Here is a 25,937-nt window from a genome sequence, read left to right as displayed (position 1 = left end):
GCGACCGGCGGGCCCGCCCACCCGGGAACACCGCTTCCGGTCAGCAGATCCGCGGGAGCTGTTCGCCCATCGGCAGGTCCACCACCCGGGTGCCCCCGAGCCCGGTCCGTGCGACGACCATGCCGGGGTGCTCCGCGACCGCCTCACCGATGACGGCGGCATCGGCACCCAGGTGATGTGCCCTCATCGCGGCCAGGACCGCGTCCGCGTGCTCCCGCGGCACAAAAGCGACGAGCTTTCCCTCGTTGGCCACATACATGGGGTCGAGCCCCAGCATCGCGCAGGCACCGGCCACCGGCGGCGGCACCGGGACGGCACGCTCCTGGACGACGACCCCGCACCCCGACGCCACGGCGATCTCGTTGAGCGAGGCCGCCAGACCCCCGCGGGTCGGATCGCGCAGCACCCGCAGGTCCGGAGTGACCGCCAGCATCGCCTCCACGAGCCCGCCGAGCGGCGCGCAGTCGCTCTCGACCCCGGTCTCGAACCGCAGGTTCTCCCGCTCGCTCATGATGGCCACGCCGTGCACGCCGATGGCGCCGCTCACCAGGACGACATCGCCGGGGACCACCCGCTCCGGGCGCAGATCGACCCCCGTGGGGATCACGCCGATGCCCGAGGTGTTGACGTACACGCCGTCACCGTGGCCGGCCTCCACGACCTTGGTGTCGCCCGTCACCACCCGCACTCCGGCGGTACGGGCCGCGGCACCGAGCGCCTCGGCGACCCGGCCGACCGTCTCGATCTCGACGCCCTCCTCCAGGATCAGGCCGCACGAGAGGTACGCCGCACGCGCCCCGCTCATCGCGAGGTCGTTGACCGTGCCGTTGACCGCGAGATCACCGATACTGCCACCGGGGAAGAACAGCGGCCGCACCACGAAGGAGTCGGTGGAGAAGGCGAGCCGGGCACCGCCCAGCTCGACCACGGCGGAGTCGGTGAGCGCGCCCGGTGCCGCCGCGCCGAGCCCTGGCAGGACGACCTGCTCGATCAGCTCGGCGGACAGGACGCCGCCACCGCCGTGGCCCATCACCACGCGCGGCCGGTCGCGCAGGGGCGCCGGACAGGACCAGGAGAGCATGTCCGGGGCTGCGGTGGTGTCAGACAACGGAGTTCTCCTCGCGCCGCGGGACGGTCACGTCCAGTTCCAGCCGCCGGTACAGGTAGTACGCGGCGCAGGCGCCCTCACTGGACACCATGGTCGCCCCCAGCGGTGTACGCGGGGTGCACGTCGTCCCGAACGCCTCGCACTCGTGCGGCTTCAGCAGCCCCTGCAGCACCTCACCACTGCGGCACTCGGCGGGTTCCCGGGTGGCGATGTCCCCCACCTGGAAGCGGTGCTCGGCGTCGTGGTCCCGGTAACGCGCGGACAGCCGCCAGCCGCTGTCCGGGATGACACCGATACCGCGCCACGCCCGGTCGGTGACCTCGAACACGTCGTCCAGCATCGCCCGCGCGGCGGGGTTGCCCTCGGGACGGACGGCGCGCGGATAGGCGTTGTCGACCGTGTGCTCGCCCCGCTCCAGCTGCCGCACGGTCCGCCGTACGCCCTCCAGGATGTCCAGCGGCTCGAACCCGGTGACCACGATCGGCACCCGGAACCGCTCGGCGAGCGCCGGGTACTCCTCGGTGCCCATCACGCTGCACACGTGTCCGGCCGCCAGGAACCCCTGCACCCGGCAGTCCGGGGACTGCATGATCGCCTCGATCGCGGGCGGCACCCGGACGTGCGAGACCAGCAGACTGAAGTTGCGGATGCCACGCCTGCGGGCCTGGTGCACCGTCATGGCGTTGGGCGGCGCGGTGGTCTCGAAGCCGATGCCGAAGAACACGACCTCCCGGTCCGGGTTCTCCTCCGCGATCCGCAGTGCGTCCAGCGGCGAGTACACCACGCGCACGTCCCCGCCCTCGCCCCGCACCTGGAACAGGTCGCGTCCCGTGCCCGGGACCCGCAGCATGTCCCCGAAGGAGCAGAAGATCACCTCGGGCCGTGAGGCGATCGCCAGCGCCTTGTCGATCACCTCCAGCGGTGTCACACAGACCGGGCAGCCCGGCCCGTGAATCAACTCCACCTCCTCCGGCAGCAGTTGGTCGATGCCGTGCCGGATGATGCTGTGCGTCTGGCCCCCGCACACCTCCATCAGCGCCCACGGCCGGGTCACCGTGGCCCGGATGTCGTCGAACAGACGCGCCGCCAGCTCCGGGTCCTGGAACTCCTCGATGTACTTCATCGCCGTACCTCCCGGGCCGGTTCCTCGCCGCCGGGCCGCGCGGTCCGCGCGGCCTGCTCCCACGGATCGCCGAACTCCTCCTGGAGCATGCCGAGTTCCCCGAACAGCTCCAGGGTCCGGCGGGCCGACTCCTCGTCCAGCCGCTGCAGGGCGAAGCCGACGTGCACGATGGCGTACTCACCGACCTCCAGATCGGGCAGGTACTCCAGGCACACCTCCTTGACCACCCCGCCGAAATCGACGGTGGCCATGCGGGTGCCGTCCCGTTCCTCCACGCCCAGCACTCGGCCGGGTACCGCCAGACACATGCGGATCTCCTCACTCGTCGCGCGCGGGGACGCCCGCGCCCGTCATCGGCTTCCGGCGCCCGCCCGGGCGGCCACGACCAGCTGGCCGAGGGCCAGCCCGCCGTCGTTCGGCGGGATCCCGCGGTGGCGCAGCACGGTGAAACCGGCGGTGCGCAGCCCACGGGCGCAGGCCGAGGAGAGCAGCGCGTTGGAGAACACACCGCCGGTCAGCGCCACCGTCCGCAGCCCCGTCGCCTCGCGGGCCGCCACGCACACCTCCCGCACCAGCCGGGCGACGGCCAGGTGGAAGCGGACGGCGATCACGGCCGCGGGAACCCGCCGCCGCACGTCCTCGACGACCGCCGCCAGCAACGGCTGCGGGGCGGCGGTCAACGGGCCGGGGCCGCCCGACAGCCGGAACGCGTAGCGCGGGTCGTGGGTCCGGTCGCCGGCCGACACGGCCGCCGCTTCCAGTTCGATCGCGGCCTGCGCCTCGTACCCCGCGTGGTGGCACACTCCCGCCAGGGACGACACCGCGTCGAACAGCCGGCCCATGCTGGAGGTCGGCACACAGTTCAGCCCGCGCGCCAACTGCGTGCGCAGCACGTCGAGTTCGTCCGGCGGGCAGGCGGCCGTGCACGGCAGGTCCGGTCCGGCGGCGATGCCCGCCGCGTGCAGATGCGCCAGCGCCATCCGGTACGGCCGGCGCACCGCCGCGTCACCGCCGGGCAGCGGCACATAGGCCAGATGCGCGAACCGCTGGAATCCGCCGTAGCCCGCGAGCAGGAACTCACCGCCCCACACGGCGCCGTCGTCCCCGTGCCCGGTGCCGTCGAAGGCGACCCCGATCACCCGGCGGTCGGCCGCGACCCCGTTCTCCGCCAGGACGGAGGCGATGTGCGCGTGGTGGTGCTGGACCCGGACCACGGGACGGTCCCCGGCGTGCCGCCGCGCCCATGCCCCCGACCGGTACCCGGGATGCGTGTCGGCGGCCAGCAGCGCCGGCCGCACACCGGTCACGGACTCCAGGTGCCGCTCGGCCCGGTCGAACGCCTCCTGGGTGGCGAGGTCGTCCATGTCCCCGACATGGGCCGACAGCCAGGCCCTGTCGTCCCGTCCGAGGCAGAAGACGTTCTTCAGGTCCCCGCCGACCGCGAGCGCCGCGACCACCGGAACCGGGAGCGTGACCGGCAGCGGCGCGTAACCGCGGGAACGGCGCAGCACCAGCGGCTCGCCGTCGCAGACGCGGACGACGGAGTCGTCGCACGGCACCTGGATCGGCCGGTCGTGCGACAGCCACGCGTCGGCCAGCCCCGCCAGCCGCACCAGGGCCTCGTCGTCGTCCGTCACGATGGGCTCCCCGGACACGTTGCCGCTCGTCATCACCAGCAGCCGGGGCGCCCCCGCGGCCCCCAGCAGCAGGTGGTGCACCGGCGTGTACGGCAGCATCACGCCCAGGTCGGGGCTGCCCGGCGCGACGGCGTCCGCGGGCACCGGCGCCCCCGGGGCCCGCCGGACACCGGGGCGCCGCCGCATCAGGACCACCGGCCGCGCCCGCCCGGTGAGCAGTTCCCGCTCCACCGCGCCGATGCGCACCAGGTGCTCGACGTCCCCGGCGTCCCGCGCCATGAGCGCGAACGGCTTGTCCCCGCGCGCCTTGCGGCGGCGCAGTTCGGCCACCGCCTCCGGACGGGTGGCGTCACAGGCCAGGTGGTAGCCGCCGATGCCCTTGACCGCGAGCACGGCGCCCGCGGCGAGCAGCGCGCCCGCCGCGCCGACGGGATCGTCGCCGCCGGGCAGCGGCACGCCGGTGCACGAGGGGCCGGTGACCAGCCGCAGCCGCGGACCGCAGGCGGGACAGGCGACCGGCTGCGCGTGGAAACGCCGGTCACGGGGGTCGTGGTACTCGCGGGTGCAGTCCGGGCACAGGGGGAAGCCCGCCATCGTCGTGTGCGCACGGTCGTACGGCAGACCGGTGACGAGGGTGAAACGCGGCCCGCAGTGCGTACAGGTGATGAACGGATGGCCGTGGCGCCGGTCGCCGGGGTCGCCGAGCTCGGCCAGACAGTCGGCGCAGGTCGCGGTGTCGGGCGCGACGAGTGTCCGCACGGGCCCGCCGGAGCGGGACGCGACGATGCCGAAGCCGCTCTCCCGCGTGACGGGCAGCTCGGTGGCCTCCACCGACTCCACCACCGCGAGCGGCGGCGCGTCCGGCGCGAGCCGCGCGCGGAACCGGTCGACGGCCGACGGCGCTCCCTCGACCTCGACCACCACGCCGTCACCGGTGTTCGTCACGTGCCCCGCCAGCCCGAGACCGGTGGCCAGCCCGTACACGAACGGCCGGAAGCCCACGCCCTGCACCACGCCCCGTACGAGGACACGGACGCGCCGCAGGGGGCCGGTCTCCGGTACCGGTGCGGGACGGACGCCGGGAGCGGTGCTCACGTCTCGGCCCGCGCCATCACCGGCGCGTGGACCGCGCCCCCGTCCGCCGCCGCGAGCGCCCGGTCCACCAGGACACCGGCGCCCTCGCCGGTCCGTACGGAGGTCGGCACCACCTCGACACCCGGGTTGACCCGCTCCACATGGGCACGGAAGGCGGCCTCGTCGAACGCGGCCGGACCGGCCAGGTCGGACTTGGTGACGAGCACCAGCTGGGCGAGGCCGAACGCGGTGGGGTACTTGAGCGGCTTGTCCTCGCCCTCGGTGACGGACGCCAGGACGACCCGCAGGGACTCGCCCAGGTCGTAGGAGGCCGGGCACACGAGGTTGCCCACGTTCTCCACGAAGAGCAGCCGGGTGGCGTCGGGCAGCCAGTCGTGCAGGTGCCCGGCGAGCATGTCCGCCTCCAGGTGGCACAGCCCGTCGGTGAGCACCTGTTTGACCGGGACCCCCGAACGGGCCAGCCGCCTCGCGTCGTTCTCGGTGGCGAGGTCCGCGGTGAGGGCCGCGGTCCTGATGCCGCGTTCCCGCGCCAGCAGCAGTTCACGCTCCAGCAGGGCCGTCTTGCCGCTGCCGGGGCTCGACAGGAGGTTGACGACGGTGGTGCCCCGGGCCGTGAGCTCGGTGCGCAGGACGTCCGCCGCCATGGTGTTCTTGGCGAGCACGGCCTGCCGGAGGTCGACTGTGCGGCACATCGTCAGCTCTCCTCGGATTGCGGTACCGGTGTGAGGTCGGGTGCGGTGGACGGCGTGGACCAGTGCACCTCGGCGATCCGCAGTTCGCGGCCCGAGAGCAGTTCGCCGGCGCCCCCGCGGCAGGCCGCGCAGATCATGTCCGGCGGCATGCCCGTGTCCCAGGTGCGCCCGCACGGCGCGCAGGAGGCCCGGCCGGGCACGAACCGGGTGACGAGCTCGGCCCCCTCCAACAACGTTCCTGCACAGGCGAGTTCGAAGCAGAAGGCGAGGGCGTCGGGAACGACGCCGGCCAGTTCGCCGATCTCGACGGCGACACGGCGCACCCCCTGCACACCACCGGACCGCGCCGCCTGCTCGACCTGGTCCACGACGGACAGGGCGACGGACATCTCGTGCATCGCCGCTCCGTCCCGGGGGTGGGTTCGCTGCCCATTAGAGGCACGGCCGGTGCGGCCGGCGGCCCGGCGCGCCGGGACCGTAGCCCGTTCGGCGGGCGTCACATACTGCGGATGCGCAGGTAACGCCGCACGTCCGGCCAGAGGTTCACGGTGACCGCCGCCAGCGCGGACAGGGTGAGGACGGCGGCGACACCGCCGACGAGGCGTTTGCTCATGGTGCTCTCCGAAGGGTTGGAAGGGGGGTGCCGTCGACCCGGACGACGGTTCCGTCGACGACCGGTCCGACGACCGGTCCGACGACCGGTCCGCCGATCAGTTCGACGACCAGACGCGCCGCCTCGGGCACCGCGGCGGCGACGTGCGGGCTCAGGCCGATGCCCTCCTCGACGGTGGCGGGTTCGCAGCCCACGACCAGCGTGCGCCGGGGCGGCACCGCGCCGGTGCCCGCGCACAAGGTGTCGAGCAGGGCGAACACGGCGTCGGGCGACATGCGATGGCCGTCCAGGGGGACACCGCCCGGTGACCGCCGGCTGCCGGGCTCCGCCGCGTCGATCACGTACAGGGTGCCCGGCGCGCCGCCCCGCGCCGTCGCGTCGAGCACGACGAGCGTGTCGTACCCGTCGAGGAGCCGGTAGGCCAGATGGACGCCGCGGATGCCGATGTCGGAGACCTCGACGCCCTCGGGCAGCGGCCGTCCGGCCAGGGCGCGGGCGGCCTCGACGCCGAAGCCGTCGTCGCCGAGGAAGATGTTGCCGACCCCGGCGACCAGGGTGCGCGGACGTGCGGTACCGGTGGTCAAGGCGCCTCCACGTCGATCTCGTCGGGCTGGAAGTAGAGGTACCGGCCCTGTTCCCGGCGGATGTCGGCGCCCGGATCGTCCTCGACGGTGACCGCGACGTGCACGCCCCCGTCGACGTCGTGGAGGACCGCCTCGACCAGGGCGCGCCGGCCGGTGAGGAACAGGTCCTGGGCATCGGTGTGCCGCAGCCGGGGCCGCAGCACGACACGGCTGCCCGCCCGCACCTCCCGCCCGTCGACCAGGACGTGGTCGTGGGCCGGGTCCACCGAGGCGTCCGCCCCCGGATCCCACCAGGGGGTGTCCGGCCGGAGGGGGCCGCCCTCCGTGTCACCGAACACCGGCACCGCGGGCGCGGTGACCTCGCGCAGGCCGCGGACCGCCCCGTGCAGCCGCTCCAGCACCTCCGCGGGCATCGATTCGGTGAGGTCGATCACCGCCGCCGCCCGGTCGTCCGTCCCCCTCGCCTCGCGCTTCTCCTCGTCCGTGAGGGCCGCGGTGCGCAGGGCGAGGATCTCGTCGATCTCCGTGGCGTCGTACAGGGCGCCCGGGCTCTCCGGGGCGATGGCCGGATGGTCCTCCAGGATGATCGGGGAGGAGAGCACCAGGTCACGGGAGTCCGGTTCACCGGCCAGGACGGGCCAGGTGTGCAGATTGCGGCAGGCCGCGGCGGCCTCCTTCGCCCATTCCGGAGGGTCCGTCAGGGACAGGAACCGCCCGGCGTCCAGGTGCAGCAGCGTGTGCGTGGCGACCAGGGAACGGGACAGCGCCGCGTCACGGCCGGCGCCTTCCCCGGGCAGCCACTCGCCGGTGTTCTCCACGACCACGCTCAGCCGCTGGGTGGCGTACGGGCCGTCCAGCGGGCTCGCCGACAGGCGCAGCACGCCCTCCACCGCCTCGTGGCGCCGGACCAGCCGCCCCAGGACCGTCCCGCCCGCGTCCGTGACCGGCTCGGTCTCCTCGCCCGCCGGCCGGCCGAAGGGGACGACGGTCCCGGAGCCCGCCAGCTGCTCGACGGAGACGGTGAGCCGGACCCGCTCCTCGCGGCCCTCGTCCCACGGGACGATCACCCGGTCCGCCAGGCGCAGTTCGCCGACGGTCTCGAAACCGCCGCCCGGCAGCACCCGCTGCACCGTGCGCCGCCGGGCGTGCAGGAAGCGCACCTCGACGGAGAGGACGGCGCCCCGGCGCGGCTCCATCAGCAGCTCGGTGTGCTGGAAGTCGTGCTCGGCGGCCGTCGCCGTCCAGGAGGGGGGCACCAGCACCCCGAACTGCCAGCGCAGCCGGTTCTTGGCGGCCGACGCGCGGTACGGGTAGAGCACGTACCCCTCGAACAGCACGGCGTCTGCGACGTGCCGGGCCACCGCGAGGCGGGCCTCGGCGGAGGCGGTGAACGTCGTCGTGGTCATCGTGTCCTCTCACCCGCCGCTTCCAGCAGCCGGTCGACGGCCGCCTCCCACGAGGGCAGCGCCTCCCGGGACCGGTAGGCGAGCAGTGCGTCCATCGCGTCCCGCGGCAGCCGGATCCAGCCCGAGCCGGGGAAGTGCCGGTCGACCATCTCCCGCCAGGTCCTCACCGGCATCCGGAACACGGCCTCCCGGTCCCAGGGGACGGGCTCGACCCGGAACCCGCCGGCCCCGGTGAAGGCGGTGCCGGAGAACAGCATCCGCAGCGGCACCTCCCCGTCGTCCAGGGCGTGGAAGTAGCGGGAGGAGGCGATGTCCATGTCGTAGGTGCAGGGCACCACCAGGTCGGTCTCGGTCTCGCCGGTGAACCCCCGCACCATCACCGGGACCTGGGCGAACTCCAGGGGGTTGAGGGTGGCGCCCCAGCGGGACCGTTCCCCGAACAGGTCGGTCAGGGCGGCGGCCTCGGTGTCGTCGTAGCCCCGGCGGGCGGGCTCGATGCGGATCTGGCAGCGCAGCGCCAGCGCGTGCACCCGCGCGTCCGGTGACGCGGTGACCCGCAGCCGGAAGACCAGCGCCGGACCCGCGGCGTACGGGTCGGCGCGCACCCCGGTGCACGCGAAGCCGAACTCGGTCACGACGGGCTCCCGGTGAAGTCACGGGCTCGCTCGCGCACATGGGCGAAGAACTCCTCCAGATCGGCACGTGCCGCCGCGCCGCCGTCGAAGCCCTGCCACCGCAGTCGCATCCGGCCCACCAGTTCGTAGCAGATGTCGATCGGCACCAGATGGCACTCCACCCGCTCCTGGTGGCGGCGCAGCAGCAGTGCCTCCACGTCGGGTTCGAGGAGCCCGGCCAGGGGAGAGGCGTCCAGGACGGACTGCCAGGCCTCGGGCTCCAGTTCGCTCTCGGTGGCGCCGGCCGGGCTCGGGTAGAGCGCGACCAGCCGGTCGAGCGCGGAGTTGCGGAAGAAGAAGGCGACGCCGACGGGGATGCGCAGCCGCTCCCAGTCCGTCTCGTCGAGTCCGTGCGCGGGATCGCTCAGGTAGCGGCCGGGAACCGCGCGGAACCGGCCCGTGGACGCGCCCGACGCGCCCGACGCGTCCAGCAGCCGGGTGCAGGGGTCGCAGGCGCAGACCAGGGCGCGGTGCTCGGTGTCGACGAGGTGCCGGTGACCGGGGTCCGGCAGGGCGGCGGCACACAGCTCGCAGCGCTCCTCGCGGGACGGCCGGGGCGCGGTGAACCGGAACAGGCCCCCGCGCGCCGGGCGTTGCCGCGTACTCACGGTGCCGTAGTGGCCGGCGGACGGCCGCCCGGCCCGGACGAGGACGAGCCCGGCGGGCCCGTGCCGATCTGGAGCAGCACCGGCTCGGACGCCGGGTCCGCCTCCAGCGTCACCGTCGTCACCTCGGGGGCGAAACACGCGAGCGTGTCCTGCGCCGCCTGTCCGACGGCGTCCCGGGAGCCGCCGCAGCCGCAGCCGGCCGAGCCGAGGAGCCGCAGCCGCAACTCGCCCGTGGCCGGGTCGAAGCCGGCGCTCTCCACGTCCTGCGGGAGGGCGGCGAGGGCGTGGGCGACACGGGTCGGCGCGTCGTCCGGGTGCAGCCCGTGCAGGACCAGCAGGCCCGCGACGAGCTCGTCACGGAGCAGCGTGTCCACGGCCTCGCGGGCCGGCCGCTCCGGGCGGTGGCCGAGCAGGTCCATGGCCCGCGCGAACGCGGCGCCGTAGAACTCCATGAGGACGCGCACGAGTTCCTCGGCGGCCTCGCAGGCCGCGCGGTCGCCCGAGGAGGCGAGCCGGTCGAGGACCTCCTCGACCATCCGCCCGGCCGTCTCCGCGTTCGGCGCGGTCCGCGCGCCGCTCATCCGGCCAGACCGCTCAGGCCGGTGGGCACGTGCATCGACTTCACCGTCCGGCCGTCGCCGACGTACATGTGGACGCCGCACGGCAGACACGGGTCGAAGCTGCGCACGGCGCGCATGATGTCGATGCCCTTGAAGTCCTCCGGGGAGTTCTCCTCGAAGATCGGCGTGTTCTGCACCGCGTCCTCGTACGGGCCGGGGGTGCCGTAGGTGTCGCGGGTGGAGGCGTTCCACGGGGTCGGCGGGTACGGATGGTAGTTGGCGATCTTCCCGTCCCGGATGACCATGTGGTGCGACAGCACACCGCGCACCGCCTCGGTGAAACCGACGCCGATCGACTCGTCCGGCACCTCGAACTTCTCCCAGGTCTGGGTGCGTCCGGCGCGCACCTCCGCCAGGCCCTTCTCCGCGCTGTGCAGGGCCACGGCGGCGGCATAGGCCTGGAAGTAGGTACGGGCGCGGTTGCGTTCCAGCGCGTTGGACCACTGCGGGATCTTCCACTCGAAGGTGGTCTCCGGCTTGGTGAGCGTGCGCGGCAGGTTGATGACGACGCTGTGCCCGGTCGCCTTGACGTACCCGATGTCCACGAGCCCCGACAGCGCGGTGGACCACAGACGGGCGATCGGACCGCCGCCGGTGTCCAGCGGCAGGTGGTCCTTGCCGTCGAACCAGCGCGGGGACATCACCCAGCTGTACTTGTCGTCGAAGTTCCGCTTCTGGGGCGCCGGGATGGTGTGCTGGTTCCACGGATGGCGCGGGTCGACGGGGTTGCCGAGCGGGTCGTGGGTGACGAACCGCTCCTTCCCCTCCCAGTCCTCGTAGTACGAGCTGCCCAGCAGGATGCGGATGCCGAGGTTGATCTCGGTGAGGTCGTTGGTGACCAGCTTGCCGTCCACGATCACACCGGGGGTGACGAGCATGCGCCGTCCCCAGTCCGTCATGTTGGCGTAGGTGAAGTCGCAGTACTCGGGGTCGTTGAACGCGCCCCAGCAGCCCAGCAGTACGCGCCGGCGGCCGACCTCCTCGTAGCCGGGCAGCGCCTCGTAGAAGAAGTCGAACAGGTCGTCGTGGAGCGGCACGACCCGCTTCATGAACTCGCAGTACCGCATGAGGCGGGTCATGTAGTCCGTGAAGAGCTGCACCGAACCGATGGTGCCGACACCGCCCGGGTACAGCGTGGAGGGGTGCACATGGCGGCCCTCCATCAGACAGAACATCTCCCGCGTGTACCGGCTGACCTGGAGCGCCTCCCGGTAGAACTCGCCCTCCAGCGGGTTGAGCGAGCGCATGATGTCGGCGATGGTGCGGTAGCCGTGGTCGGCGGCGTGCGGTGCCTCGGTGCGTTCGGCGAGTTCGAGGACGCCCGGGTTGGTCTCGCGGACCATCTTCTCGCAGTAGTCGACCCCGACCAGGTTCTCCTGGAAGATGTTGTGGTCGAACATGAACTCCGCGGACTCGCCGCAGTTGATGATCCACTCACCGAGGTGCGGCGGCTTCACGCCGTACGCCATGTTCTGCGCGTACACCGAGCAGGTGGCGTGGTTGTCACCGCAGATGCCGCAGATGCGGCTGGTGATGAAGTGGGCGTCGCGGGGGTCCTTGCCCCGCATGAAGAGGCTGTAGCCGCGGAAGACCGACGAGGTGCTGTAGCACTCGGCGACCCGCTTCTGCTTGAAGTCGATCTTCGTGTGGATGCCGAGGCTGCCCACGATCCGGGTGATCGGGTCCCATGCCATCTCCACCAGGCCGGTGCCGTCACCGGTCGTCGTCGAGGTCGCCATTGTGTTGTGCTGCCCTTCGGTCGTTCGGGTCGGTGAGCGGGTCGCGGGCCGGCGTCAGGCGGTGATCACCAGGGCGGCCGGTAGCCGGTGGTGAGTTCCCGGCCGGTGTGCCGCCACTTGGGCTCCTTGTCCACCGTCCGCGCGGTGATGGTCCGCAGCTTGCGCACCACCGCTCCGTAGGCGCCGCTGGCGGCGGAGGAGAACTTTGCGCCGGGCGGCTCGTCCATGAACGGCATGAACTTGTCGGGGAAGCCGGGCATGGTGCAGGCGATGCAGATGCCGCCGACGTTCGGGCAGCCGCCGATGCCGTTCATCCAGCCGCGCTTGGGCACGTTGCACTTCACCACGGGCCCCCAGCAGCCGATCTTCACCAGGCACTGCGGGGAGTCGTACGACATCGCGAACTGGCCCTGCTCGTAGTAGCCGGCCCGGTCGCACCCCTCGTGCACGGTGGCGCCGAACAGCCAGGTGGGGCGCAGTTTGTCGTCCAGCGGGATCATCGGCGCGGAGCCCGCGGCCTGGTAGAGCAGATAGGTGAGGGTCTCGGCGAAGTTGTCCGGCTGGATGGGACAGCCGGGGACGCAGACGATCGGGATGCCGGCCGCCGACTTCCAGTCCCAGCCCAGATAGTCGGGCACGCCCATCGCGCCGGTCGGGTTCCCGGCCATGGCGTGGATGCCGCCGTAGGTCGCGCAGGTGCCGATGGCCACCACGGCGAGGGCCTTGGGCGCCAGCCGGTCGATCCACTCGCTGGTGGTGATGGGCTGACCGGTCTCCGGGTTGTCGCCGAAGCCGCACCAGTACCCTTCCTTCTTGATCGCCTCGTTCGGCACGGACCCCTCGATCACGAGGACGAACGGGTCGATCTCCCCGCGCTCGCCCTTGAAGAACCACTCGATGAACGTGTCCGATCCGCCGACAGGACCGCACTCGAAGTCGATGAGCGGCCAGTGCACGGCGATCTTCGGCAGACCCGGCAGAGCGCCCAGGGCGATCTCCTCGATGCTGGGCTGCATCGCGGCGGTCAGGGCGACCGAGTCGCCGTCGCAGCTCAGCCCGGCGTTGATCCAGAGGATGTGGATCGGCTTCTCGTCCGTGCCGATGCCGCCGGACGTCTCCGCCTCGGCGTTCGTGGCCGGAGGGCTTGCGTTCATCAACGCCTCCTGGGGAGGAATGCGGTCATGCCGATCTCTCGGCCCGTGTCCTTGGCTCAAGCGTCGGCCGCACCGGACGGCACCGCAGGCGGAGCCGGCGACGGCTGTTTGCGTACGAACGCCCGGCGCAGCGCGTGGTACGGAGCACCGGGGTCGAAGAAAATCCTGTGCATGTGCGCGAGTTCCCGCTCGCGCACCGCCGCCAGTGGCGTGACGGCCTCGCGGCGCTCGCTCTCGGCCTTCTTCGCGACGAGCCGCGACTGCGCGCCGGAAGAACCCGCCCAGTGCTGGGCCAGCCGGGTGACCTCGGCGGGGAAACGGGCGGGAGGGCACTCGATCACCCGGTCGACCAGGCCGGTGTCCCTCGCCTGCCCGGCGTTGACCGGAAGCGCCTCCCGGACGAGCCGCTCGGCCGCCGCGGCGCCCACCCGCCGCGGCAGGCTGTACGTCCAGTACTCGGAGCCGTACAGGCCCATGAGGCGGTAGTGCGGGTTGAGCACGGAGCCGGAGCGGCACCACACCTCGTCGGCGGCCAGCGCCAGCATGACGCCGCCGGCCGCCGCGTTGCCGCCGATCGCGGCGACGACCAGCCGGTCGGTGGTGGTCAGGACGGCCTCGACGAGGTCGTCCATGGCGTTGATGTTGGCCCAGGACTCCGCCGCCGGGTCCGGTGCCGCCTCGATGACGCCGAGGTGGATGCCGTTGGAGAAGAAGTCGCGGACGCCGCCGAGCACCAGCACCGAGGTGGGCCGCTCGCAGGCCGCCCGGTACGCCTTCAGCAGCCGCCGGCAGTGGCCGGTGGACATCGCACCGCCGGGGAAGGAGAACGACAGCGTCCCGACCGGGCCGTCCTCCCGGTACGTGATGTCCGACCAGGGCGCGCCGTCACCGGCGGGGCACAGCGGCGGCACGGACAGCTCCGGCAGCCGCGGCAGCCGCCCGGCCAGGGCGAGCGCGGCGGGCAGCTTGCAGGCGCGCGGGACACCCGGGCCGGTACGCGCCCGCAGTTCGGGAATCCAGACCGCGCCGTCGGCGGTGGCCCGGCAGACCGCGCCCGCCCGGGTCGCCAGCAGTTCGCCGGGACGTCCGCGCAGTCCGTGCTCCGGATGACCGCCGTGCAGGAACCATTCCTCACCGAGCAGTCCGTCCAGGACGCCGGGCTGGGAGTCGGCGGCGCGCAGCTTGCGCAGCACCGTCGTGGTCGGATCGTCCGCCCACGCGATACGGCGGGTCTCCTGACGCATCGGAGGCCGGGTCCGGGCACCCGGCGCGGCGGGCGTTCCCTCCTGGGCGGCGGGGGAGTGACGGCCGGAGGCGAACCGTTCGACGGCCGTCAGCACGGCGTCGAGGGCGGCGTCGGACAGCTCGCCCCGGTACAGGTCGCTCTTGGCGACCCGGGGCACGGGGAACGTCGCCGTGGCCCACACGGGCCCGGCGTCCATCTTCTCCTCGGCCTGCAGAACGGTGACGCCCCATTCGGCCGCGTCCTCGTGGATCGCCCAGTCCAGGGAGGACGGCCCCCGGTCGCCGACGGGACCCGGGTGCACGATCAGGCACGTCCGGGCCGTCCACACCTCGCGGGGGACGACCGTCCTCAGCAGGGGGGCCACGATCAGCTCGGGATCGTGCCGGTCCGCGGCCGCGACCACGTCCCGGCCGGCCGGCGTCACCTCGACGGCGACGGCGTGCCCGCGGTCCCGCAACTCGGTGTGGACCCGCTGCGTGAGGCTGTTGTAGGCGCTGGCGACGAGCAGGATGCGCATGGCGACGGCCCTTCCGGAGGGGCGGCGGGAACGGGGGCGGCCCGGCTGACTGCGATGGTCGGGCATACCGGGCCCCGAACGTCGACACGAATCCTGTTCCTCACCCTCGCGGGTGATCCTTCCGACCGCATGGCGGGAGGCGTGAAAGGCTCAATATCACCCGATATGCCCTGCATGGTGATGAGTGGGACGCTTTTACTGCCGGGGTGCTGAGGGACGCGCCCCCTACGAGAGCGGACAGGTGGGCCGACACATGCCCGAGGATCGCAAGTCACCGTCACAGGGCCGCGGGGCCGGCCGTCACCAGGGGAGCGAGCACCACGGCTGGTCCCCGGACGTCGACGAGACACGGCAGGAGGAGAACCCGAGCGCCCGCCGCTCCTTCCACGCGGAGGAACACGCGCCGTCGCGCGGAGCGGGCCGCAAGCACGTGGAGGAGGAGCGCACCTCCGTCCCGGGTGACGTCGCGCGCAGTGACGCGCAGCGGGGCGAGGAGTACGCGGAGCGGGGTGAGGAGGGCAAGCGGGACACGGGCCGCCGGGGCCGCTCCGCACGCCCCAGCGGCACGAAGGACGAGTCCGCCTTCACCGGGGTCGACCCCGGTGACTCCGACACCGGACGCCGGCCGGGCTGACGGGCGGGCGGGTGTACGGGCGGGTCACGGTTCCGGCCCGGACGCCCGCCCGGGTCAGTCGACGGGCCAGGTGTGGACCGGGGCGTTGAGGTGCATGTAGTCGATGTACTGCTGCGTCATGCGCCGCAGCGCCTCGTGGCGGCCGCAGTGCGCCGAGGACTCGATGTGATGGAACATCTCCTTCTGCCACACCGCTCCGTTGCGGCCGGTGACACAGCGCTGCTCGATGACGCCGAGCAGCGGCTCGCGCCAGGCGTCGTCCATGCCGGAGCGCTCCAGCCCGCGGTGCGCCAGCGGCAGCAGCCGCCGCAGGACCAGTTCGGACGCGGGCACCTCGCCCATCCCGGGCCAGTACAGCCGGGCGTCGATGCCGTACCGCGCCGCCGTCCGCAGATTGTCCTCGGCGGCCGAGAAGGACATCCGTGACCACACCGGACGGTCCTCCTCCACCAGGGCGCGGGTCAGCCCGTAGTAGAAGGCGCCGTTGGCGAGGGTGTCGGCCACGGTCGGTCCTGCGGGCAGCACCCGGTTCTCCACCCGCACGTGCGGTTTGTCGTGGGCGACGGCGTAGACCGGGCGGTTCCAGCGGTAGATGGTGCCGTTGTGCAGGGTCAGTTCGGCGAGCTCGGGGGTGTCGCCCCGCTCCAGCGTCTCCGCCGGGTTCTGCTCGTCGCACAGGGGGAGCAGGGCCGGGAAGTAGCGCAGGTTCTCCTCGAAGAGGTCGAAGACGCTGGTGATCCAGCGTTCCCCGAACCACACCCGGGGCCGCACCCCCTGCACCTTGATCTCCTGCGGGCGGGTGTCGGTGGCCTGCTCGAACAGCGGGATGCGGGTCTCGTGCCACAGCTCCTTGCCGAACAGGAAGGGTGAGTTGGCGGCGAGTGCGACCTGGACGCCGGCGATCGCCTGTGCCGCGTTCCAGTAGGCGGCGAACTGCTCCGGGGACACCTGGAGGTGGAACTGCGTGCTGGTGCAGGCGGCCTCCGGGGTGATCGTGTCCGCGTAGGTCCGCAGCCGGTCGATGCCGGTCACCTCGATGTGCAGGTCCTCCCCGCGCGCCGCGAAGATCTGGTCGTTGAGCAGCCGGTAGCGCGGGTTCTCCGACAGCGCTCCCTCGCCGGCGTCCTCCTGGCGCAGGGTGGGGAGGATGCCCGTCATGATCAGACGGGCGCCGATCGACCTGGCGCGCTGCTCCGCGTGGTTCAGCGCGTCGCGGATCTCGGACTCCCAGGAGTCGGGGCCGCCCGCCGTGAGCCGCCGCGGCGGGATGTTGATCTCGAGGTTGAACCGGCCCAGCTCCGTGGCCCAGGCCGGGTCCGCGATCGCCTCCAGCGCATCGGTGTTGCGCATCGCGGGCTCGGCCCGCTCGTCGACCAGGTTCAGCTCGATCTCCAGCCCCACCTGGGGCCGTTCGGCCTCGAAGCGTGACTCGCGCAGCATCTGCGCGAACGTCTCGAGGCACTCCTGCATCTTGATCCGGTAGCGGCGGCGGTCCTCGCGGGTGAAGGTGAGCGCCGGGACGTCCCGTCCCATCGGTCTCCCTCCAGGGCTCTCGTCCTCGGAACTGTCCACCCCAGCGTCGCACCGGCGGGCGGGTCCGACCACGCGAGCCCGTCCGTCGCCTAGGCGTCCCCGGCCAGGAAGGCGGTCAGGCTGTCGAGGAGCATGGTGCTGCCCTGCTCGGCCATGTCGCGTTCCTCCGCCGTGTCGCACGTCTGGCGGACCGCGATCCGCGTCCGGCCGCCGTCCTCGGCGAGTTCCACGGCCATCGTCGACGGCTCGGGCTTCCCGGGGGCGTCCATCCCCACCACCAGCAGGCGGTTCTCGGCGACGTCGAGGTAGGACCCGGTCAGCGGGAACTCGCCGCCGTCCGGCGTGACCACGGTGGCCTTCCAGGCGCCGCCCGGCCGTACGTCCATCTCGACGGAACCGGGGACGGCGTACGCCCACCGGGCGTACCGGTCCGGAGTGGTCCACGCCTGCCACACCCTGCCCACGGGGGCGTCCAGCGTGCGGGTCAGGTGGTAGGAGAAGGTGTCGTCCGTGGTGGTCCGCTCGGCGCTCATGGCGTTGTCCCCATTGTCGTGTGTCCCGGTCGGCTTGTCCTGCGTCCCGGTCGGCGGGTGAGCCTGTCACAGGGGTGGACGTGCGGGGGCGCGGAAAGTCATCGGCCCCCGGCGGGCATTTTTGGTTGACAACAGAATGTTCATCCTGTGATGCTCCTGCCATGCTTCCGACGACTCCCGGTCAGTCCGACGACCCCTTCACGCCGCCGAGTTCCGACGCGGCACGAGTGCAACGGGTGCACGCCTCCCTGTTCCGCATCGCCGAGCGGCACGCGGCCACGGACGAGCAGCGCCGCCGCCAGATCCACCCCGGCGTGATCGGTCCGCACGAGGCGGTCAGGCTCGTGGCCTTCCTGCTCAGCGGCGCCGCGCTGCCCGAGGACGGCGAACCCGAGGTGGACCGCGCGGACATCACCGCCGCGCTGAGCCTCGTACCCCGTGCCCGCGCGGAGATGGACGAACTGGAGGCCGGACTCCTGCAGATGGCGCGCGGACGCGGCATGACCTGGCCCGAGATCGCCTTCGGCCTCGGCCTGCGCAGCCCGCAGGCCGCCCGGCAACGCTACGAGCGCTTGGCCGGCCGCACCGACACGGACGACCGGTAGCCGCCCGGTCAGCCGCCGCGGGCCGGCTCGCCCACGGCCCGGGCGGCTCGCCGCCAGGCGGTGGTGACCGCCCGGTGCGCCGTCTCCGTGCCGGTCGCCGTACCGGGCGGCAGGTGCACGGGACGGCCGATGTGGACGTGCAGGCGCGGACGGCGCACCGGAGCGGTGAGCACACCGGCCAGTTGCTTCGGGACCGGTCCGGAGGCCAGCCGCCGGGCCCCCGCCTGGCCCACGGGGACGACCGCGGCGCCGGTGGCGGCCGAGAGCCGTGCCAGACCGGTACGGAACGGCCGGGGCGCGGCGCACCTCGCGTCCCGGCGCGAAGGCAGGCCGCCCTCCGCGTAGATGAGCACATGGCGTCCCGACCGCACCACCTCCGCCGCGGCCTCCAGCGCGTCCGCCGCGCGGGCCGATCCCCGGTGCACGGGAACGTGTCCACCCGCCGACAGCAGGCGCCCCAGCACCGGCACCCGCCACAGCCCCGCCGTCGCCAGGACGGCCGGTGTCACGCCCACTTCGCGCAGGGCGGCCAGTACGAGCGCCGGATCGGCCGTCGAGTCGTGGTTGGCGACGAAGACACTGCCCGCGGGGAACGGCCCGTCGGTCTCACGGGTGACGGTGAGCCGCCCGAACAACGGCAGCAGGACGGTGGCGGCACGGCTGAGCAAGGGAGGTCCTTCCGGCAGACGGGATTCCTGCCGGTCAGTTTCGGGCGCGGCGGGCCCTCGCGCCTGAGTACGCGTACTCGGACCGGTGGCGCCTCCTGCTCGGACCGGGGCCGGGACGACCCAGGGCGGGGACGACGGCTGAATCACCTCAGGGCGCCCTGGGTACCCGCCAGGCACACGAACCCCAGGGACGGTGCCGCGATGACCGAGTACGAGCGTTCACACACGATGCCCGCATCACCCGAGCACGTCTTCGACCAGGCGGCCAACATCGACCAGATGGGTGACTGGCTGCCCGACGACCTGCATGTGCACGCCGAGGAACTGCCCGCCGTCACCGTGCACGAGGACCGCTCCGACGAGGACACCTCCGCGCTGTTCCGTGCCCGGCGGGAGCAGATGCGGCTCGAATGGGGCACGCGGGAGCAGGGCGGCTACACCGGCTGGCTGCAGGTCGCCGGCATCGACAGCGGGGCCAGCGAGGTCACGGTGCACCTGTCCTTCTTCGACGACAGCCACGACCCGGGCGAGAAGGCCGTCGGCGACGCCCTGGACACCAGCCTCCGGCGCCTGGAGGAACAGGTACGCCTCCGTGTCGACAACGCCGCCGGCTGACCGGCCGCCGCGGAGGTACGCCATGAGCAGCGGGCCCACCCCCGAGCACCGCTCGGAAACGACCCTGAGGGTGAACGGCGAGCCGCACACCCTCCTCCTCGACCACCGGCGGGTCCTGCTGGACGTCCTGCGCGAGGACCTCGGCCTCACCGGGGCCAAGAAGGGCTGCGACCACGGCCAGTGCGGGGCCTGCACGGTCCTGGTCGACGGCCGCCGCGTCAACGGCTGCCTGCTCCTGGCCGTGTCCCTGGACGGCCGCGACATCACCACGGTCGAGGGCCTCACCGACGGCGGCGAGGGTCTGCACCCCCTGCAGCAGGCCTTCCTCGACCGGGACGCCTTCCAGTGCGGGTACTGCACGCCGGGACAGATCTGCTCCGCCGTCGGCGCCCTCGCCGAGGCCGCGGCCGGCCATCCGTCCCACGTCACCGACCCGGCCACCCCCTCGGGACGCCCCGTTGCGCTGGACGCCGCCGAGATCCGCGAGCGGCTCAGCGGCAACCTGTGCCGCTGCGGCGCCTATCCGCACATCGTCGAGGCCGTACGGGACGTGATCTGAGTGAAACCCTTCGGATACGTACGGGCCGGCACCGTCGAGGAGGCGGCCGAGGCGCTCGCCGCGCATCCCGACGCCCGCTGCCTCGGCGGCGGAACCAACCTCGTCGACCTGATGAAACTGGGCGTGGAACGCCCCGGCGTCCTCGTCGACGTCGGCCGGCTGCCGCTGGACACGGTGGAGGAACTGCCCGACGGCTCCGTGCGCGTCGGCGCCACCGTCCGCAACAGCGACCTCGCCGCCCACCCCCTGGTCCGCGACCGCTACCCCGCCCTGTCCCGGGCGCTCCTCGCCGGCGCCTCCGGACAGCTGCGCAACGCCGCGACCACCGGCGGCAACCTCCTCCAGCGCACCCGCTGCCCCTACTTCCAGGACCTGTCCAAGCCGTGCAACAAGCGCGCACCGGGCAGCGGCTGCGGCGCCCGGGAGGGCACCCACCGCGACCACGCGGTGCTCGGCCACTCCGAGCACTGCATCGCCACCCACCCCTCGGACATGGCGGTCGCCCTGGCCGCCCTGGACGCGCGCGTGGAGCTGTACGGCGACCGGGGCGCCCGGGACGTCCCGGCGGACCGGTTCCACCGGCTCCCCGGTGACCACCCGGAGCGGGACACCGGGATCCGGCCCGGCGAACTGATCACCGGCGTGCTGCTCCCGGCCGCCACGGCGTCGCTGCCCTCCGCCTACCGCAAGGCCCGCGACCGCGCCTCGTACGCGTTCGCCCTGGCGTCGGTCGCCGCCGTCCTGGACACGGCGGACGACGGCACCGTCACCCACGTGGGGCTCGCCTTCGGCGCGCTGGCCCACAAACCGTGGCGGGCGCAGCGCGCCGAGACGGCACTGCGCGGCGCCCCGGCGACCCCGGACTCCTTCGCCCGCGCCGTGGACCTGGAACTGGAGGCGGCCCGGCCGCTGCGCGACAACGGTTACAAGGTGCCCCTCGCCCGCAATCTCGCCGTGGACGTCCTGACCCGGCTCGCGCCACCGACCCGGCGCGCCCGACACCTCACGGAGGACTCATGACCGGCACCGGTACCGCGCTGGGTGCTCCGGCCGAACGCCGTGAAGGACGTCTGAAGGTCACCGGCGGCGCCCGCTACGCCGCCGAACACCCCCTGCCGGACCGCGCCCACGCCCGGCCCGTCCTCGCGGCCGTCGCCCGCGGCCGGGTGACGGCCGTCGACACCACGGCCGCCCTCGGCCTGCCCGGCGTCCTGACCGTGCTCACCCACGAGAACGCCCCCCGGCTCGCCGAGCCCGACGACCCCACCCTCGCCGTGCTGCAGGAACCCGGGGTGCCGCACCGCGGCTGGATCGTCGGGCTCGTCGTCGCCCGCTCCCCGGAGGAGGCCCGTGCCGCCGCCGCGGCCGTCCGGGTCGAGTACGCCGCGGAGGAGCACGACGTGACGCTCGCCGCGGACCATCCCGAGGCGTACGAGCCGGAAACCGCCAACGCCGGACACCCGGCCCGCCGTGAGTACGGGGACCCCGACGGCGCCTTCGCCTCCGCTCCCGTCCGGGTCGACGTCTCCTACCGTGTGCCGCCGCTGCACAACCACCCCATGGAGCCCCACACCAGTACGGCCGCGTGGGAAGGCGACCGCCTCGTCGTGCACACCTCCAGCCAGGGCGGCACCGCGGTGCGCGCCACGCTCGCCGCGCTGTTCGAGCTGCCCGAGGACCGGATCACCGTCGTCACGGGCCATGTGGGCGGCGGCTTCGGGTCCAAGGGCACCCCGCGCCCCGACGTCGTGCTCGCCGTCATGGCCGCCCGGGAGACCGGCCGGCCCGTCACCGTCGCCCTGCCCCGCCGCGACATGCCCGCCCTCGTCGGCCACCGGGCCCCCACCCTGCACCGGCTGCGGCTCGGCGCGGACACCGACGGCCGGCTGACCGGCCTGATCCACGAGATCGTCACGCACAGCTCCCGCGTCAAGGAGTTCGTGGAACAGGCGGCGGTCCCCGCACGCGTCATGTACGCCACCCCGAGCAGCCGTACGCTCCACCGCGTGGTCCGGCTCGACGTGCCGACCCCGTCCTGGATGCGCGCCCCCGGTGAATGCCCCGGCATGTACGCCCTGGAGTCGGCGGTGGACGAACTCGCCACCGCCCTCGGCACGGACCCGGTCCGGCTGCGCCTCCTCAACGAACCCGAGCGCGAACCGGACAGCGGCAAACCGTTCAGCAGCAGGCACCTCACGGAGTGTCTGCGCGAGGGCGCCCGCCGCTTCGGCTGGGACGGCAGGGACCCCCGCCCCCGTACCCGGGCGGAGGGACCTCTGCTCGTCGGCACGGGCGTCGCGGCGGCCACCTACCCCGTCCTCGTCCAGCCGTCCACCGCCGAGGCACGCGCACTGCCGGACGGAACCTTCGTCGTAGGCGTCAACGCCACCGACATCGGCACCGGAGCCCGTACCGTGCTCGCCCAGGTGGCGGCGGACACCCTCGGCGTGCCCCTGGACCGGGTACGGACCGAGATCGGCGACAGCGGCCTGCCGTCCGCGTCCGTGGCCGGCGGATCCTCCGGAACCGCCTCCTGGGGATGGGCCGTACACGACGCGTGCACCGGGCTCGCGGGTCGGCTGGGCGGCCTCACGGGCCGGTTGCCCGACGAGGGCGTCACCGCCCACGCCGACACGACGGGCCGGGCGAACGCCGAGAGCCCCTACGCCCGCCACGCCTTCGGGGCGCACTTCGCCGAGGTCACCGTCGACTCCGTCACCGGCGAGGTCCGGGTGCGCCGGATGCTCGGTGTCTTCGCCGCCGGACGGATCCTCAACGCCCGCACCGCACGCTCCCAGTTCATCGGCGGCATGATCATGGGGCTGGGCATGGCGCTGACCGAGGGCAGCACGATGGACGCCGCGTTCGGCGACTTCACCGAGTGCGACCTGGCGTCGTACCACGTGCCCGCGCACGCCGACGTGCCCGCCGTGGAGGCGCACTGGATCGACGAGGACGACACCCGCCTCAACCCGATGGGCGGCAAGGGAATCGGCGAGATCGGCAACGTGGGCAGTGCGGCCGCCATCGGTAACGCCGTCCACCACGCCACCGGCGTCCGCTTCCGCGAACTCCCGCTGACCCCGGACAAGGTGCTCGCCGGACTGTCGGGAGCGCCCGCGCCTACCAGTGGGCGGGGCGGCTGAGGGCGGGAGGCAGTACGGTGGCCGCGTCGCCCCTGGCCGCGTCGAGCTGCGCCTGGGTGAGGAAGAGCGCGCCGGTGAGGTCGGCGCCGCCGAGGTCCGCGTCGCGCAGGTCGGCACCGATCAGGTCGGCGTCGCGCAGGTCCGCCCCGCCGAGGTCGGCGGCGACGAGGAGGGCGCCGCGCAGACTCGCCCCCCGCAGGTCGGCGCCGGACAGCCGCGCGCCGATCAGATCGGCTCCGCGGTGGTTCCTCCTGCGGCCCGGGACCCGGGCCCGGGCGAGTTCACTCGCCCGCAGCAGCAGCGGGTTGACCTCACCGCGCAGCGCGTGCACGTCCAGCCCGGCGATCGACTCGGCGCTGCCGCGGGTCAGGCCGTCGATCCGGGCCAGCGCCCGCCGCAGCTCCTGGTGGACGGGTCGGGCCGCCGTGAGGCCGAGGGCCTCGGTGACGTAATGGAGCAGCTCGTGCAGCTGCCGCATCACGGGGAAGACCTCGAACATGGAGCGCGCCGACTTCGGCGCCCGGCGCCAGTCGGTGCCGCCGAAGGTGACCTGGGAGACCTTCTGTCCGGCGCCGAAGCAGTCGAAGACGGTGCAGCCGGGGTAGCCCCGGTCGCGCAGCCGCTCGTGGATGCCGCAGCGGAAGTCCGTCCGGAGGTGGGAGCAGGCCTGCCCGGCGGCCTTGTCGGCCGCGAAGTCGGCTGAGCGGGCGAAGGGCAGGGCCACGCAGCACAGGCCGAAGCAGTTGGCGCAGTCGGCCTGGAGGTCCTTGCGCTCCCCGGAGGCCGTGGAGGTTTCGTGCTGTGGTGACACCGTGCGGGCTCCCGTTGTACGACGAGGGGTCGCGCCCATTCTCGCAGACGGTTCACCTGCGGATTTCCGGGGACGGCCGACGGCTCACGGCCGTCGGCGCGCGATCCCGGGCCGCTCGTCCTGCGATCGACCCATTAAAGTTGAACTTCGAACTTTTCTGTGGTGGAGGAGGATCGGAGCATGAGCAACACGGAAACGCGTCCGACGGAGACGATCTGCGGCGCGGACGTCGACGGACCGCTCCCGCCGGACATCGAGATCCTCACCCCGAGGGACGTGCCCCTCGGCGGCCCCCGGGCCATGCGGGTACGGCGGACCCTGCCCCAGCGGGCGCGGACGCTCATCGGGGCGTGGTGCTTCGCCGACCACTACGGCCCCGACGACATCACCGAGTCCGGGGGCATGCGGGTGCCGCCGCACCCGCACACCGGCCTGCAGACGGTCAGCTGGCTGTTCAGCGGCGAGATCGAACACCGCGACAGCCTCGGCAGCCACGCCTACGTCCGGCCCGGCGAACTCAACCTCATGACGGGCGGGTACGGCATCAGCCACTCCGAGGTCTCCACCCGGAGCACCCGGATCCTGCACGGCGCGCAGCTGTGGGTGGCGCTGCCCGCGGAACACCGCGACACGGCCCGGGACTTCCAGCACCACGTCCCCGCCCCGGTCGCGCTGGACGGCGGCGAGGCGCGCGTCTTCCTGGGCACGCTCGCCGGCGACACCTCACCGGTGCGCACCTTCACCCCACTGCTCGGCGCCGAGATCATCCTGGACCCGGGCGCCCGCGTGACCCTCGACGTGGACCCCGGCTTCGAACACGGAGTCCTCGTCGACAGCGGCGACGTCCTCCTCGCCGGCACGTCCCTGAAGCCGGCCGAACTGGGGTACGCGCCCCCGGGCCGCAGCGCCCTCACCCTGGTCAACCGGGCGACGGACCCGGCCCGGCTGCTGCTCCTGGGCGGGCCGCCCTTCGAGGAGGAGATCGTCATGTGGTGGAACTTCATCGGACGGTCACATGACGAGATCGTACAGGCCCGCGAGGACTGGATGAAGGGGGCACGTTTCGGCGAGGTACAGGGGTACGACGGGGCTCCACTGCCCGCGCCGGAACTGCCGAACGCACCCTTGAAGCCGCGAGGAAGAGTGCGCTGACCTGCGGATACGGCACGCCGTACGTCGACAGGGCGAGATCGCTGCTGCTCCTGGCCGGCAACGCGCGAATCCCGCAGCGCCCGCGTCGGCTCCAGCCGCATACGTGCCTCTGAAGCTGCCTGCGATTCCCAATGTGTGGGCATCTGTGGGCAACTCTAGCCGAACACTTGCTGACCTTTTGCTGACTTTACTGACGAGTCATCAGGTATCGGCTGACGCAGAGCGCTCTCTGCTTGTGTACCTCGCGAGGCGTTCTCAGCGCCGTAACTCTCCGCTGACGCGGGCGCTGGAGTGTTGGATCCGTCGTGTGAGGCCATCCACATGTGTAGGGGGAGTAGCCGCTTGTGGAAACCTGACAAGCGGCGTGCTGGGCGAGTAGGTACCCAACCCTGACTTCTGGGTCAGGACGCTTGAGTTACAGGCTTCCCTCGGAAGCGATGGTGTCCATCAGTCCCCGATCGGCTGCAACATTCGCACACGGCCAGCGAGTCGCTGCCGGGTGCGAAGCCAGTGGCTGACTCGCTCAATGGGCTGAGCTGCCCCGACTTTCGTAGAGTCCGGTGATCTTGCTTCAGGCGGACTGCGGGGTGGCTTCCTGTTGCCGCCACCAGTCGCGTTCGTACTCGGCGGGCGGTACGTAGTCGAGGGCGGAGTGGAGCCGTTCCTCGTTGTACCACGTGACCCACTGGAAGATCGCCCGCTCGACCTGGTCGACGTCCCGCCAAGGGCCTTGCATCTCGATCAGCTCGGCCTTGAACGTTCCGTTCAGGGCCTCGGCCATCGCGTTGTCGTAGCTGTCCGCGACCGAGCCGACCGAGGCTGAAGCCCCGATGTCGGACAGCCTCTCCGTATACCGAATTGATAC

At 72.9% G+C, this 25,937-nt stretch carries 27 protein-coding genes; 7 read left to right on the top strand and 20 right to left on the bottom strand.

Annotation, left to right across the window (positions count from 1 at the left end):
• Positions 1 to 40: 40 nt before the first annotated feature.
• The 15 genes from hypE to ACFXAE_RS28900 form a co-directional block, all read right to left on the bottom strand.
• Positions 41 to 1,108, bottom strand: coding sequence for a hydrogenase expression/formation protein HypE (gene hypE / locus ACFXAE_RS28970; RefSeq protein WP_384720102.1), 1,068 nt, complete (start codon positions 1,106 to 1,108; stop codon positions 41 to 43).
• Positions 1,101 to 2,231, bottom strand: a complete 1,131-nt coding sequence (gene hypD, locus ACFXAE_RS28965) for a hydrogenase formation protein HypD (protein WP_384720100.1) — start codon at positions 2,229 to 2,231, stop codon at positions 1,101 to 1,103. Before hypD ends, hypE begins: the two co-directional genes overlap by 8 nt.
• Positions 2,228 to 2,539, bottom strand: a complete 312-nt coding sequence (locus ACFXAE_RS28960; RefSeq protein WP_384720098.1) for a HypC/HybG/HupF family hydrogenase formation chaperone — start codon at positions 2,537 to 2,539, stop codon at positions 2,228 to 2,230. Before ACFXAE_RS28960 ends, hypD begins: the two co-directional genes overlap by 4 nt.
• A gap of 42 nt (positions 2,540 to 2,581) precedes the next feature.
• On the bottom strand, positions 2,582 to 4,963 hold the full coding sequence (gene hypF, locus ACFXAE_RS28955; RefSeq protein WP_384720096.1) for a carbamoyltransferase HypF: 2,382 nt from the start codon (positions 4,961 to 4,963) through the stop codon (positions 2,582 to 2,584).
• Positions 4,960 to 5,655: a hydrogenase nickel incorporation protein HypB gene (hypB, locus tag ACFXAE_RS28950; RefSeq protein ID WP_384720094.1), complete on the bottom strand. Its 696-nt coding sequence runs from the start codon at positions 5,653 to 5,655 to the stop codon at positions 4,960 to 4,962. The genes hypF and hypB overlap by 4 nt, the downstream gene beginning before the upstream one ends.
• 2 nt (positions 5,656 to 5,657) lie before the next feature.
• The gene (locus ACFXAE_RS28945; RefSeq protein ID WP_384720092.1) at positions 5,658 to 6,053 is read right to left on the bottom strand and encodes a hydrogenase maturation nickel metallochaperone HypA; all 396 of its coding nucleotides are present in this window, start codon (positions 6,051 to 6,053) and stop codon (positions 5,658 to 5,660) included.
• A gap of 98 nt (positions 6,054 to 6,151) precedes the next feature.
• Positions 6,152 to 6,268, bottom strand: a complete 117-nt coding sequence (locus ACFXAE_RS28940; RefSeq protein WP_384720090.1) for a DUF6893 family small protein — start codon at positions 6,266 to 6,268, stop codon at positions 6,152 to 6,154.
• Positions 6,265 to 6,852 (bottom strand): hydrogenase maturation protease, encoded by a 588-nt coding sequence (locus ACFXAE_RS28935; RefSeq protein ID WP_384720088.1) that lies wholly within the window; start codon positions 6,850 to 6,852, stop codon positions 6,265 to 6,267. The genes ACFXAE_RS28940 and ACFXAE_RS28935 overlap by 4 nt, the downstream gene beginning before the upstream one ends.
• Entirely contained in the window at positions 6,849 to 8,258 is a 1,410-nt protein-coding gene (locus ACFXAE_RS28930) for a hypothetical protein (RefSeq protein WP_384720086.1), read from the bottom strand. Before ACFXAE_RS28930 ends, ACFXAE_RS28935 begins: the two co-directional genes overlap by 4 nt.
• Positions 8,255 to 8,893 carry a DUF6084 family protein gene (locus ACFXAE_RS28925; protein ID WP_384720084.1) on the bottom strand — a complete coding sequence of 213 codons (639 nt, stop codon included), beginning with the start codon at positions 8,891 to 8,893 and terminating at the stop codon, positions 8,255 to 8,257. The genes ACFXAE_RS28930 and ACFXAE_RS28925 overlap by 4 nt, the downstream gene beginning before the upstream one ends.
• Positions 8,890 to 9,540: a DUF5947 family protein gene (locus tag ACFXAE_RS28920; protein WP_384720082.1), complete on the bottom strand. Its 651-nt coding sequence runs from the start codon at positions 9,538 to 9,540 to the stop codon at positions 8,890 to 8,892. The genes ACFXAE_RS28925 and ACFXAE_RS28920 overlap by 4 nt, the downstream gene beginning before the upstream one ends.
• Entirely contained in the window at positions 9,537 to 10,121 is a 585-nt protein-coding gene (locus ACFXAE_RS28915) for a hypothetical protein (RefSeq protein ID WP_384720080.1), read from the bottom strand. Before ACFXAE_RS28915 ends, ACFXAE_RS28920 begins: the two co-directional genes overlap by 4 nt.
• Positions 10,118 to 11,899 carry a nickel-dependent hydrogenase large subunit gene (locus ACFXAE_RS28910; protein WP_384720078.1) on the bottom strand — a complete coding sequence of 594 codons (1,782 nt, stop codon included), beginning with the start codon at positions 11,897 to 11,899 and terminating at the stop codon, positions 10,118 to 10,120. The genes ACFXAE_RS28915 and ACFXAE_RS28910 overlap by 4 nt, the downstream gene beginning before the upstream one ends.
• Before the next feature lie 65 nt (positions 11,900 to 11,964).
• A complete protein-coding gene (locus ACFXAE_RS28905; protein WP_384720076.1) occupies positions 11,965 to 13,053 on the bottom strand; it encodes a hydrogenase expression protein HypE in 1,089 nt (362 codons plus the stop codon).
• Positions 13,054 to 13,109: 56 nt separating this feature from the next.
• Positions 13,110 to 14,816, bottom strand: a complete 1,707-nt coding sequence (locus tag ACFXAE_RS28900; protein WP_384720074.1) for a hydrogenase maturation protein — start codon at positions 14,814 to 14,816, stop codon at positions 13,110 to 13,112.
• A gap of 253 nt (positions 14,817 to 15,069) precedes the next feature.
• Here ACFXAE_RS28900 and ACFXAE_RS28895 point away from each other — a divergent pair, with 253 nt between their 5' ends.
• Entirely contained in the window at positions 15,070 to 15,450 is a 381-nt protein-coding gene (locus tag ACFXAE_RS28895; RefSeq protein WP_384720072.1) for a hypothetical protein, read from the top strand.
• Between the two features lie 54 nt (positions 15,451 to 15,504).
• Here the strand turns inward: ACFXAE_RS28895 and ACFXAE_RS28890 are convergent, their stop codons facing one another.
• Together ACFXAE_RS28890 and ACFXAE_RS28885 are read right to left on the bottom strand one after the other, a co-directional pair.
• Positions 15,505 to 16,983, bottom strand: coding sequence for a glutamate-cysteine ligase family protein (locus ACFXAE_RS28890; RefSeq protein WP_384720070.1), 1,479 nt, complete (start codon positions 16,981 to 16,983; stop codon positions 15,505 to 15,507).
• Positions 16,984 to 17,072: 89 nt separating this feature from the next.
• Positions 17,073 to 17,516: an SRPBCC domain-containing protein gene (locus ACFXAE_RS28885; protein WP_384720068.1), complete on the bottom strand. Its 444-nt coding sequence runs from the start codon at positions 17,514 to 17,516 to the stop codon at positions 17,073 to 17,075.
• Positions 17,517 to 17,677: 161 nt separating this feature from the next.
• Here ACFXAE_RS28885 and ACFXAE_RS28880 point away from each other — a divergent pair, with 161 nt between their 5' ends.
• Positions 17,678 to 18,121: a DNA-binding protein gene (locus ACFXAE_RS28880; protein ID WP_384720066.1), complete on the top strand. Its 444-nt coding sequence runs from the start codon at positions 17,678 to 17,680 to the stop codon at positions 18,119 to 18,121.
• An 8-nt stretch (positions 18,122 to 18,129) separates the two neighbouring features.
• On the opposite strand, the gene ACFXAE_RS28875 is transcribed toward ACFXAE_RS28880, so the two are convergent.
• Positions 18,130 to 18,789 carry a lysophospholipid acyltransferase family protein gene (locus ACFXAE_RS28875; protein ID WP_384720064.1) on the bottom strand — a complete coding sequence of 220 codons (660 nt, stop codon included), beginning with the start codon at positions 18,787 to 18,789 and terminating at the stop codon, positions 18,130 to 18,132.
• Positions 18,790 to 18,990: 201 nt separating this feature from the next.
• Here ACFXAE_RS28875 and ACFXAE_RS28870 point away from each other — a divergent pair, with 201 nt between their 5' ends.
• From ACFXAE_RS28870 to ACFXAE_RS28855, 4 genes are read left to right on the top strand one after another with little or no spacing between them, the layout of a single operon-like run.
• Entirely contained in the window at positions 18,991 to 19,404 is a 414-nt protein-coding gene (locus ACFXAE_RS28870) for an SRPBCC family protein (RefSeq protein ID WP_384720062.1), read from the top strand.
• 22 nt (positions 19,405 to 19,426) lie between these two features.
• Entirely contained in the window at positions 19,427 to 19,963 is a 537-nt protein-coding gene (locus ACFXAE_RS28865; RefSeq protein ID WP_384720060.1) for a (2Fe-2S)-binding protein, read from the top strand.
• Complete coding sequence (locus tag ACFXAE_RS28860; protein ID WP_384720058.1) at positions 19,964 to 20,983, top strand: FAD binding domain-containing protein; 1,020 nt, start codon at positions 19,964 to 19,966, stop codon at positions 20,981 to 20,983.
• A complete protein-coding gene (locus tag ACFXAE_RS28855; RefSeq protein WP_384720056.1) occupies positions 20,980 to 23,109 on the top strand; it encodes a xanthine dehydrogenase family protein molybdopterin-binding subunit in 2,130 nt (709 codons plus the stop codon). The genes ACFXAE_RS28860 and ACFXAE_RS28855 overlap by 4 nt, the downstream gene beginning before the upstream one ends.
• Here ACFXAE_RS28855 and ACFXAE_RS28850 read toward each other — a convergent pair.
• Complete coding sequence (locus ACFXAE_RS28850) at positions 23,087 to 23,920, bottom strand: pentapeptide repeat-containing protein (protein WP_384720054.1); 834 nt, start codon at positions 23,918 to 23,920, stop codon at positions 23,087 to 23,089. The genes ACFXAE_RS28855 and ACFXAE_RS28850 overlap by 23 nt on opposite strands.
• Before the next feature lie 180 nt (positions 23,921 to 24,100).
• On the opposite strand from ACFXAE_RS28850, the gene ACFXAE_RS28845 reads away from it, so the two are divergent.
• A complete protein-coding gene (locus tag ACFXAE_RS28845) occupies positions 24,101 to 25,072 on the top strand; it encodes a pirin family protein (RefSeq protein WP_384720052.1) in 972 nt (323 codons plus the stop codon).
• Positions 25,073 to 25,643: 571 nt separating this feature from the next.
• Here the strand turns inward: ACFXAE_RS28845 and ACFXAE_RS28840 are convergent.
• On the bottom strand, positions 25,644 to 25,904 hold the full coding sequence (locus tag ACFXAE_RS28840) for an integrase core domain-containing protein (protein ID WP_384720122.1): 261 nt from the start codon (positions 25,902 to 25,904) through the stop codon (positions 25,644 to 25,646).
• Between the last annotated feature and the right edge of the window lie 33 nt (positions 25,905 to 25,937).

It is taken from the genome of Streptomyces sp. NPDC059454 (assembly GCF_042749965.1).
Taxonomy (GTDB): Bacteria; Actinomycetota; Actinomycetes; order Streptomycetales; family Streptomycetaceae; genus Streptomyces.
The sequence above is the reverse complement of the archived record's forward strand: the minus strand, read 5'-3'. Positions and strand labels throughout refer to the sequence as shown.